10 protein-coding genes and 1 pseudogene are annotated in these 9,899 nt (G+C 32.2%); 1 reads left to right on the forward strand and 10 read right to left on the reverse strand.

The window, feature by feature from the left end; translation table 11 throughout:
* Nucleotides 1–48: 48 nt before the first annotated feature.
* The 3 genes from A6I66_RS15780 to A6I66_RS15790 form a co-directional block, all read right to left on the reverse strand.
* Nucleotides 49–507 carry a GbsR/MarR family transcriptional regulator gene (locus A6I66_RS15780; protein WP_067151672.1) on the reverse strand — a complete coding sequence of 153 codons (459 nt, stop codon included), beginning with the start codon at nucleotides 505–507 and terminating at the stop codon, nucleotides 49–51.
* Between the two features lie 252 nt (nucleotides 508–759).
* Nucleotides 760–1,695: a DUF4625 domain-containing protein gene (locus A6I66_RS15785; protein WP_067151675.1), complete on the reverse strand. Its 936-nt coding sequence runs from the start codon at nucleotides 1,693–1,695 to the stop codon at nucleotides 760–762.
* 65 nt (nucleotides 1,696–1,760) lie between these two features.
* Nucleotides 1,761–2,762, reverse strand: a complete 1,002-nt coding sequence (locus A6I66_RS15790; RefSeq protein WP_157614266.1) for an NAD(P)/FAD-dependent oxidoreductase — start codon at nucleotides 2,760–2,762, stop codon at nucleotides 1,761–1,763.
* Between the two features lie 89 nt (nucleotides 2,763–2,851).
* On the opposite strand from A6I66_RS15790, the gene A6I66_RS15795 reads away from it, so the two are divergent.
* A complete protein-coding gene (locus A6I66_RS15795; protein WP_067151681.1) occupies nucleotides 2,852–3,232 on the forward strand; it encodes a Fur family transcriptional regulator in 381 nt (126 codons plus the stop codon).
* 146 nt (nucleotides 3,233–3,378) lie between these two features.
* Here A6I66_RS15795 and A6I66_RS16995 read toward each other — a convergent pair.
* The 7 genes and pseudogenes from A6I66_RS16995 to A6I66_RS15825 all read right to left on the reverse strand — a co-directional run.
* Nucleotides 3,379–3,530: pseudogene (locus A6I66_RS16995) on the reverse strand (helix-turn-helix domain-containing protein); the annotation flags it as partial.
* Nucleotides 3,531–3,631: 101 nt separating this feature from the next.
* Nucleotides 3,632–4,549 (reverse strand): SDR family NAD(P)-dependent oxidoreductase, encoded by a 918-nt coding sequence (locus A6I66_RS15800; RefSeq protein WP_067151684.1) that lies wholly within the window; start codon nucleotides 4,547–4,549, stop codon nucleotides 3,632–3,634.
* Nucleotides 4,550–4,632: 83 nt separating this feature from the next.
* Nucleotides 4,633–5,199, reverse strand: coding sequence for a Crp/Fnr family transcriptional regulator (locus tag A6I66_RS15805; protein WP_067151694.1), 567 nt, complete (start codon nucleotides 5,197–5,199; stop codon nucleotides 4,633–4,635).
* A gap of 245 nt (nucleotides 5,200–5,444) precedes the next feature.
* A complete protein-coding gene (locus A6I66_RS15810) occupies nucleotides 5,445–7,331 on the reverse strand; it encodes an ATP-dependent nuclease (protein ID WP_067151687.1) in 1,887 nt (628 codons plus the stop codon).
* 145 nt (nucleotides 7,332–7,476) lie between these two features.
* Nucleotides 7,477–8,382, reverse strand: coding sequence for an EamA family transporter (locus tag A6I66_RS15815; RefSeq protein WP_067151690.1), 906 nt, complete (start codon nucleotides 8,380–8,382; stop codon nucleotides 7,477–7,479).
* On the reverse strand, nucleotides 8,383–9,012 hold the full coding sequence (locus A6I66_RS15820) for an NAD(P)H-dependent oxidoreductase (RefSeq protein WP_067151692.1): 630 nt from the start codon (nucleotides 9,010–9,012) through the stop codon (nucleotides 8,383–8,385).
* A gap of 62 nt (nucleotides 9,013–9,074) precedes the next feature.
* The gene (locus tag A6I66_RS15825; RefSeq protein WP_084399737.1) at nucleotides 9,075–9,809 is read right to left on the reverse strand and encodes a Crp/Fnr family transcriptional regulator; all 735 of its coding nucleotides are present in this window, start codon (nucleotides 9,807–9,809) and stop codon (nucleotides 9,075–9,077) included.
* Nucleotides 9,810–9,899: the final 90 nt, after the last annotated feature.

Below are 9,899 nucleotides of genomic sequence, written 5' to 3' on the forward strand. Positions count from 1 at the left end.
CACAATAATAAATAGTTCAGTTTTTAATGAACTTGATATGTAAAAAAATTAATTTTTAGCTTCCCATTTGTTAATGGCTAGTAGCATTTCATTATAAATAAAATCTAAAAATTCAGTTACTTCTTTAAGGTCATTATTGAAACTTGTAGTCTTAGAGTTTCTATTTCTTAAAATCTTTTTAAGAATTATATTTAACTCATCAAATTTTTCAAAATTCTCTTTGGTCATTTGTGTCCAGTTGTTCAGCTTACAACGAAAATACCTTTTCTTGTCTCCTAGTTTGGTGATGTAATCGATGTGATTGGTCATTTGTAGTCTTTTCAAAGCATTACTAGTTCCTCCTTTACTTAAATTCAACGTTTCCATAATTTCATCAAATGTCAACTCCACCTTATCTGCTACTAAGAAAAGACCCCAAACTCTGCATTCGGCTGGAGGTAATCCGTATTTTTCATTTAAAACACCAAATTGTTCGACTAATTCTTTCTGTTTTTCCGTTAAGACCATATTACAATCAATTACATTGATAAAATTACAACAGCAAAGATACCAAGTTTTTTAGTTCACAATAAAATGAACTAGTTTTGTTTGAAATATTTTTACCGTTATCTTTCCAACAGAAATTACAGCAATAAAAGAACGCATCACACCTGAGTTGTTACCCCAAGTATTGATGCTTCTATTGATATTTTTTAATTAAGACATTAATAATAAAAAGCAGTTCAAATTGAAACATTTTTGCACTGCTAAATTACTTTCTTATATCCCTAATGAAACTTCTATATAATAAAATAACCCCATATTATAAGTTGTATTCTCATATAGTAGTCCTAAATAATAATCTCCAGACTCCCATGCTTTATCTCCTCCCGTAATAGGATTAGCTGTTGGAAGGTTATTATCATTCCCTGTCCCTATTAAAAGATCACCAGCTTTTATTATAATACCTACTGATGTAAAATCGGTAGTATAATTTTTGAAATTAGTAGTATTTTCAATGTCTTTATGCTCATCAATATCCCAAATAATGGTTTTACTATAATCAATGTCATCAATACTTTCTGGTTTGTGGTTGTGCTTTTTGTTGATTAAAACGACATACATTTTACCGTCTCCTTTTACATTCTTTACAGAAGCCTGAACACTCGTTAACTCATCTATTTTAAGTGTTTTGTCTCCTGTACCTGTTGTAAAATTAAAAAGATATCGTTTCGGATCATCGTGAGTATAGACCAATATATTTCTTACCTGAGGATCTACAGGTAAACTTTCTGCTGTGTAAATAGTAATATTTCTTTTTTCTTCTAAGAGCGTACCATTTTCATCTGTTATTACAATAATAAAACTATAATATCCTTCTACTGCATCTTCAGGGATGTCGAAATGTTTATGAACTGTTGCATTTTTAACGCCTTTAAATTCATCCCAAGTTATTTCATAGCTCCAGGGACTTGCATAGGTTTCTCCTTCTATAGGTTCTATTTTTATCTGCACTAAATCAATCTTATCTCCCGCAAGAATTTCCGCATTAAAGTGGAGATCTCTATCAACAACACCAATTTCGTTATTGTTGAGACCAACTTCCACGTTGTCAATTGTCGGCAATAATGGTTCGGGGTCATCTCTTTCACAAGAAATAAGTAGTAAGAATACTATAGGGATTACTAATAAGAATTTAATTAATTTTGATTTCATGGTTGTTTTTCTATTTATGTATAATTTATGTTTTAGATGTTTTATTAATTTGATTAGAATATGCTTTAAAATTGCTCCTTTGCCAATTCTGCATTTACCATTGCTCCGGTTATATTTCCACTATAAACTGCATTAGCAACTGAACGCATCATTCCTGAGTTGTCGCCACAAGCATAGACACTGTCTATTGTAGTTTTTTGAAAAAGGTCAATTTCAATATGTCCGTGTTCAGTTAGTTTACATCCTAACTTCTCAGGAATTGAAGAATGTTGTTTAAAAGGTATAGCTGCATAGAGTGCCTCAAATGGGAGTTTTTTACCATCCGAAAAAACGATATTTTTTAAGCTTCCTTTTTGATGTTCTATTTCAGTAATCTGAGTATCAACAACAGCAATATTGTGTTTTTTGAGTTTTTGAATTTCTTCCTGTTTGAGGTCTGATTTATTTGGTATTATTAGAGTCAAATCATCAGTGAGGTTTTTTACTAACGGAGCAAGATGCATTGCTTTAGGTATATCTGCATAAATTGCTGTCTTCTTCTCTCTGATTTCATAGCCGTGGCAATACGGGCAATGCACTATAGAAATCCCCCAACAGTCTGAAAAACCTTTTATACTTGGCATAATATCCTTAACTCCCGTAGCAAAAATGAGTTTCTGGGAAGAAACCTCTTTCCTTGATTTTGTTTTAATCGTAAAGCCTGAACTATTTTTTTTTCCGCTAATAGCAAAATCATTTAGAAATTTTACTGTATTATATTTAAGTACTTGCTCTTTGGCTAATTCACTGATTTGTTTGGGATTTATACCGTCTTGTGTAATGAAATTATGAGAATGAGGTGTTTGTTTATTGCAAGGGTCGCCCGCATCAATTATTAATACGTTTCTCAAAGACCTTCCTAAAGCCATTGCAGCAGAAAGACCTGCATAACTACCGCCAATAATAATGGCATCAAATGATTTGTTATCTGTCATAATGTTGTATTTTGTAAAGCTTGAAATTGGTATTGGTAGTGAGAGCACTAATCCAGTTGTTCCTAAATATTTAATTAATTCACGTCTAGTCATTTTACATCTTTAATGCGATTATGTCGCAATATGTATTTTGCAAATGTAGCTTTTTTTCTTAATATTGCAACATAGTCGCAATAAAAAATATGAAACGCAGGAAAACACAATCAAAGACAGAAATATTAGAAGTGCTTAAAGCCTCTGGAAATGCTTTGAGTCACGATATGATACAGGAAAACCTTACTTCAGATATAGATAGAGCAACTATTTACAGGGTATTAAACAGATTTTGTGAAGATGGTAGTGTGCATAAAATAGTTGGAGACGATGGAAAACAATATTTTGCCATTTGTTCTAATTGTGGTGAGAAAAAGCAAGTACATTCTCATAATCACATCCATTTTAGATGTTTACAATGTGGAAAGGTTGAGTGCTTAGAGAGAGATATTTCCGTACCCTTACCTGATGGGTATATCGCTAAAGTGCATAACCTTGTAATCTCAGGGTTTTGCAATGAGTGTTCATAGTCATATTTCCATTTTTATATTATTAAAAGTCTGTGGGTTTTATTAAATGGATCATTCTAGAATAAAATAAAATGTTAAGTATGTATAAATTTTATAGACCCAATAAAACTGCTATTATCCATACACCTTGACGTCCCTAGATTTATTTAGATAAACGCTTGCCTGAATTCTAAGGGCGATAAATTGGTCTTTTATTAAAAAGTTTGTTAAACGATTGTGAATGTTCAAAAACTAATTGATAAGCAACTTCACTTACTGAAAGGTTGGTAGTTGATAATTTTTCTTTGACTTTTTCAATATTACTACTGATAATTGTTACTGAGTGGCCTATTGCGATTAATTTCTCTGCAAGTAGTTAACAGATGTTATCTGTAACCTATCTACATGAAATCAATTCTTTTATTCTATAAATAAAGTTTTTGTAAGTTTAAGGCTGCCACTCCACAGGTCTTTTTGAAAAATCTTGTTGTAAGATTCAGCAGATGTTTTAACAACTTTCCCATCCGAGAAATAAATTCCCTTCAAGTCTTTGTACTTTTCAGAATAAGCAAGTTTTGCTAGATTTCTTCCTGCTTGAGCTGGTGTATGTATGTTGCTTTTTAATAGGGTCAAAACAGGGAATACGTTTTTCCATAAAAATCGCATAACAGGTGAATAAGTTTTGGCAAGTCCTGTTCCTGGTGTCATTCCTGGGTCATAGGCATTTACCCTAATGTTTGTTTTTTTTAATCGCTCTTGTAATTCATAAGTGGTCATTATGTTGCACAATTTTGAAGTAGAATACCTTCTTTGTCCAACTATGTTAGGTTTTTCGGAAGTTTCTTTTGAGAAAGCAAGCTCTTGAACACTGGTATAAATTGGTGGTTCTATTGGTGTCTTAAGTGCTGGGTCGTGTGTTTCGCTAGATGTGAATGTTATGTGCGCTTCATTTTTCATTAAGGGTAGCAATTGCATAGTCAAGGCAAACGAACCGAGATGATTTACACCAAATGTCTGCTCAAATCCATCTGCCGTATATTGTGTTTCGCCAATATTCTGTACTCCTGCATTATTTATCAAGATAGAAATGGAATTGTTTTTTTCTTTGGCAAATGATTCAGAGAACTTTCTTATAGATTCTAAAGAAGCTAAATCCAATTCCAAGCATTTTAGGTTTTTATGACCTGTCTTGTCTTTTATTTTTTCTATTATGTCTTTTCCTGCTCTAATATTTCTGGCAGGAATGATAATTTGCTCGTTTTTAGCAATTTGAGCCATTTGTAAAGCACACTCAAAGCCAATTCCACTGGTTGCTCCTGTAATAATTATTGAATCCATATTTTTTTGTTTTTTATTAAAATGATGAAGCAAAGTTCAGCACTACAAAAGCAAAAACATTTGCCATTTGGCAAATAATGAATTCAGATGCTTTTTCGAATTCTACTTAACGATGATTGAGTGATTCCTAAATAAGAAGCGAGATAGGAAAGCGGAATTCTGTTGGCTAAATTCGGAAACTTTTCAAGAAAATTTAGATACCTTGTTGTAGCATCTTCGGCTAACATTGGACTTAGTTTATTTACCTTTTCAACCAATGCTTTTTCGGTTATTTTATTGATAATGCCGTCCCACTGAATGATAGTAGCTGACAAATCGTTGAATGATTCTGTAGAAAATACAAGTAGTGCACAATCTGTTACAGCCTGAACATATTCGGAAGAAGGGATTTTTTGATTGAAGCTGTTTATGTCTACTGCAAAATTGTTTTGGTCAATAAAGTATTTAGTGATTTCATCACCTTTGCTGTTATAGTAACATACCCTTAAAATACCTTTTTCAATAAATGCTACTTGTTTTGGTATTTTTCCTGCTTCGGAAAAATAATCGCCTTTTTTCAACTCCAATACCTGTACTTTTCTTATTATCAAGTCAATTTGCTGTTGATTTAACTGCCCAAATTCCAACAGATAGTTTATTAATTTGTCCATAGTCACAAAAATTGTCATTGCATTTTATTCGGAATTTGTCAAATGGCAAAAAAGGTTGATTGATTTTGATGATGCTCCATTTGGAAGGGTTTTCTGGTTGCAGGTAACGGTAAATTGTATGAGTAGTGGCAGATTGCGTGGTAATTCCCTGTCAAACCACTACGCAGTTTGAGCGGGCTACAAGCCTTGATTTTTAGCACATTGCCTGCCATTACTTATACAAAATGTTAGCGCGTCGTTATTATTTAATTCAAACTCTTTATTGTGTCAAGCCATAACTTTAAATCATCATATGCTTCCCTTGCTTGAAGCCTCTCAACGGTCATTTGCTTTACAGCTTGTGTATTTAATAACTTTTTAACCCGTGATTCTCTTTTCTTCTGTTTTGATTCTTCCAAATCATCCCAATTTTTATCAGGTGAAGTTTCATAAAGTTTTCTAGCAACTGTATTGGGAACATCCATTTCATCTGTTATCTCTGGGATTGTAACAACCGTTCCATTAGTTGCATATGCTTCTTCAATAGCTTCTTTTGTCAAATAGTTTTCAAGTTCAAGTTTTGATGTATTAAAGGCTTTTTTATTAGGATTACCTTCTCTATTTATTTTTGCAACATAAGCTCTATAATCAGCTATGTCATTATCATAAATATGAACTTCTGGTTTTCCTAAACCATCTAAATACTTATTGTCGATATAAAATTTCAAACTGGAACCACCTGATATAACTACACCAATAGTTTCATTATCATTAAGGTTAATTACATCTTCGTCATGTTGACTTAGAATGGAACTATATTCTTTTAATGCATTAATGTCATGATTCCCTTCAACAAACAATAGAGTCTTAACACTATCTTTTGGGTTTGGTAAAACACCTAAAGTATCAATGATTTTATCTAAAGTTTCACTATTAACTTGTCCTGATTCATTTATACCATATTCAATTTGTAATCCTTCCCCTGTTTTATGGATATAGTTTAAAGATTCAATTGGAATTTCTTTAACTAGATTAGAGCTATGAGTTGTAAATAAAACTTGAATATTGTCTTGACTACTTAAGTCTGTTAATGAGTTTATTAATATTTTTTGATGATTAGGATGTTGAGACGTTTCAGGTTCCTCAATAGCATATATAATTGCAGGAGAATTATCTTCTACTTTCTTTTTCTCTGCTTGTGCCTGAAAGAAGCTTAGCAAAACCAATCGTTTAACACCACTCCCTCGTTTATTAAGTGGAATGTCATTTTCATTCAATAAAGTCAAATCAAATATTTTATCCCAAGTAGGAACTTTATTGAAGTCAGATTTCATTTTTTCAGCTAAGCTTTCATCTATTTCTTTTAGTTTTTCTAATGTTCTATCAGCTACCTCAGAAGATTTCGCTTTAACTTCTTCTTCAATGCGTTCTAATAATTCTTTAATTTCAGGAATAGCTAAAGATTCCTTAATAGCCTGCTTCATTGGGTCTTGTACATCCTTATCTTTATCGTCGATGTTCTTATCAACTTTAAAAATTGAATATATTGGCAAAAATCCTTTCAGTTTTGACCAAACTGCTTTTAAGTTGTTGTCTGTGTCTAGACTACCATCCACTTTGATTGGAATTTCTTCTTCAGGAGAAGCAACAACCGCTCTAATTGCTTGTCTGATTGGTGGATTTTTGGTTTTTTGAACTCCTGCCATATCTGCTCCAACTTTTTCTGCTAGAGCTTTTAATGGAGCATTCTTTAAACTTAAAATATTTATTAAATCTTCATGAGTCGGATGCAATGCTATCAAATAGGTAGCCTTGCCGATTGTATTGCCAACTTTAAATTCCTTTTTTATCTCTAATTGTCCTTTTGAGTTTAATATTTTCTCATCAGACGGGTTCGTTTCAACTGAAGAATCCAAAACAATTTTACTTGACAATTCTTCAAATACACATGTTACCTCAATTATATTTCCGTCAGCATCAGCCGACAAATCGCCTTTATCAATTGTTCCATTAAAAAAACAGTCAAGAGCTTCTAATATCGTTGATTTTCCAACATCATTTTTCCCAATTATACAGGTCAAGTCATTAATTCCAAAGCTGATTTCGTCTTTATAGCACCTGAAGTTTTTAAGCTTTAATTCTGTTAATCTCATGATATGTATTTTACTTGTAGGATGTTATGTTTAAATGTTTTGTAACGGGTTGCATATGAAAAGTAGCGGTTTTCGAACTAATACCTTTCGTTTTTTTCATTAAGCTAAATTTAAGAAAATAAGTTTCGATGGAGTAGTAGAGCCGCTATTTTTTATATGCGTTGTTGTAGCCAGTTTTTATATTTTTCAGGTTTATTAAAATTACTGAACTAATGATAATAAAAACACCAAGCCATTGTATTAACTTCACTTCTTCATCTAAGACTAAGTATGCCATAGTAATTGAGACAGGAATTTCAATGGATGTCAAAATACTTCCCAAACCTATCCCTACAATAGGAAATCCTTTGTTGAAGACAATGGGAGGAAGAATAGCTCCAAAAAAACCTAGAAACAAACCGTATTTCCATAATTGTGTATTACTGAAATTATTTTCTTGTATCAAATTTGAGTTCCATAGTAATGTTACAATAATTAAACCGCCGAATACTAAATACTTACTTCTTTTTAAATTGGGCAATTCTAAAGAAACACTATTGGAAGCATATAGCGACCCAGTGTAAAAAACACTTGCCAAGATACCAAGAAACACCCCAAATAAATTTAAACTTTCTCTGCTTTCAAAAACGTTTACCGCCAGTAAAGTTCCTATTATGGTGACAAGACTTCCGAGTAGTTTTAGTTTGTCCCACTTTTTTGTTAATAAAGTTTCTAGAACGACTCCCATCCAAATAGTCTGCATAAGTAATATGATACCAACGGAAACAGAAATATATTGTATGGATAGATAGTAAAAGAAACTGGTGAGCCCAGTTGTTGTGCCAAACAAAATAAGTTTCCTTTCGGGTTTAGTGTTCGTTATATTAAGGTCTTTCTTTTTTTCTTTTCCAAGAGTAAGAATAATTAACCCTGTAGCCCCTACCACATACTGAAGAAAGTTTAATCCGCTAGTACTTAACCCTTCCAAATTGGCTTTTTTTATAAATGTTGCTAACATACCGTAGCTGGCAGCACCAATAATAACGTATAAAATACCTTTTAGGTTTGTCATCTAAATTTTGTCAAAAAGTTGGTCAATGGATTTTCTTACTTTTTTGTTGCCTTGTGCTGTGTCATTTTCAGAACGATAGCCGATAGAGGTAATAACAGCAGCATTTAACCCTTTTTCTGATAGTCCTAATAATTGATTGTAATTTTCTGACTCAAAACCTTCTATCGGGCAGGCATCAATTTTCAATTCTGCACAAGCATTCAATAAGTTTGCCAGTGCAATGTAAACTTGATGTTTTGTCCAATTAAACTGTTCTTCTGGTGACTTTTCTGCAAGTTTGGTTTTAATGAAGTCGCTATAACCTTCTATATCTTCATTAGGTGTTTCGTTTGTTTTGGAAACAGCACTGATGTACTCATCTACAAGATTATTTTTCGCTTGTGTATAATTACAAAAAACAAATAGATGAGATGCTGTGACTATTTGTTCTTGATTCCAAGATAAAGGTTGTAGTTTTTTTCTAGTTTTTTCATCTTCTACAATAAGTATTTTATAAGGTTGCAGCCCATAAGAAGATGCTGAAAGTTGTATGGCTTTTTTTAGTAATTCTATGTTAGCGATAGAGACTTTTTTATTTGCATCAAATTTTTTGGTTGCGTATCTCCATTCTAAGTTTTGTATTAAATTCATTTCTTGAAATTTATTATTTGTACAAAAGTCAAGAAGTAACAATTGATAAATCTTAATCTATATTAAGATTTCATTCGTTTTTTCATTGTTGATAAAAACTCAGGGCTGATTCCTAGATACGAAGCAATATTTTTTTGAGAAATTCTCATTTCTCCATTGGGATATTTTTTAAGGAAACTTGAATATCTTTCTTCTGCCGATTTAGACAAATGAAGTGTTACCCGTTCTTGGTTGCTAATAAATGCGTTTATATGTAATAATCTCCAAAATCGTTCTAATTTGGGGATTTTAATGAAAAGTTCTTCCATGTCGCTTTTTGAAAGCATAAAGACTTCTGTTTGCTCAAGCGATTGTAAATACTTGTCGCCAGCTTTCCCGCTATGAAAACTGTATAGGTCGGAAACCCACCATTCTTCTTTCGCAAACATTATGTTCTTCTCAAAGCCATTGCTGTCAATTTCGTATTGTCGAACCATTCCTTTATTGATAAAATAGGTGTATCGACAACTATTTCCCGCTAGAAGAAATAGTTCGTTTTTTTTTAAAGTATTTGTTTGGAGTCTTTGAGTGAATAATTCAAATTCATTATCAGTTATATTAATATGACGACTTATATTTTTATGAAGTAAAGTATACATTATGGAGGGTGTCTTGTCCTGAAATGGGTTGACCTTTTTCGGGTTAAAAATTTCATTTATAAATATCGTTTTTCTTCTCGGAACATTGACAACTTTTTCAAAAAATTCCTTACGGGTTTTGAAAAAGTTGCCAACATTCCTAGGCCACTTCTCTGGCATATGATTTATATTTTATCGAATTGTATTTTCTATGAATAAACTCTGGAGTTTCTAAACCTAAGCTCCAGTGCAAGCGTTGTTTATTGTAAA

This window comes from Pseudotamlana agarivorans, assembly GCF_001642835.1.
GTDB lineage: Bacteria > Bacteroidota > Bacteroidia > Flavobacteriales > Flavobacteriaceae > Pseudotamlana > Pseudotamlana agarivorans.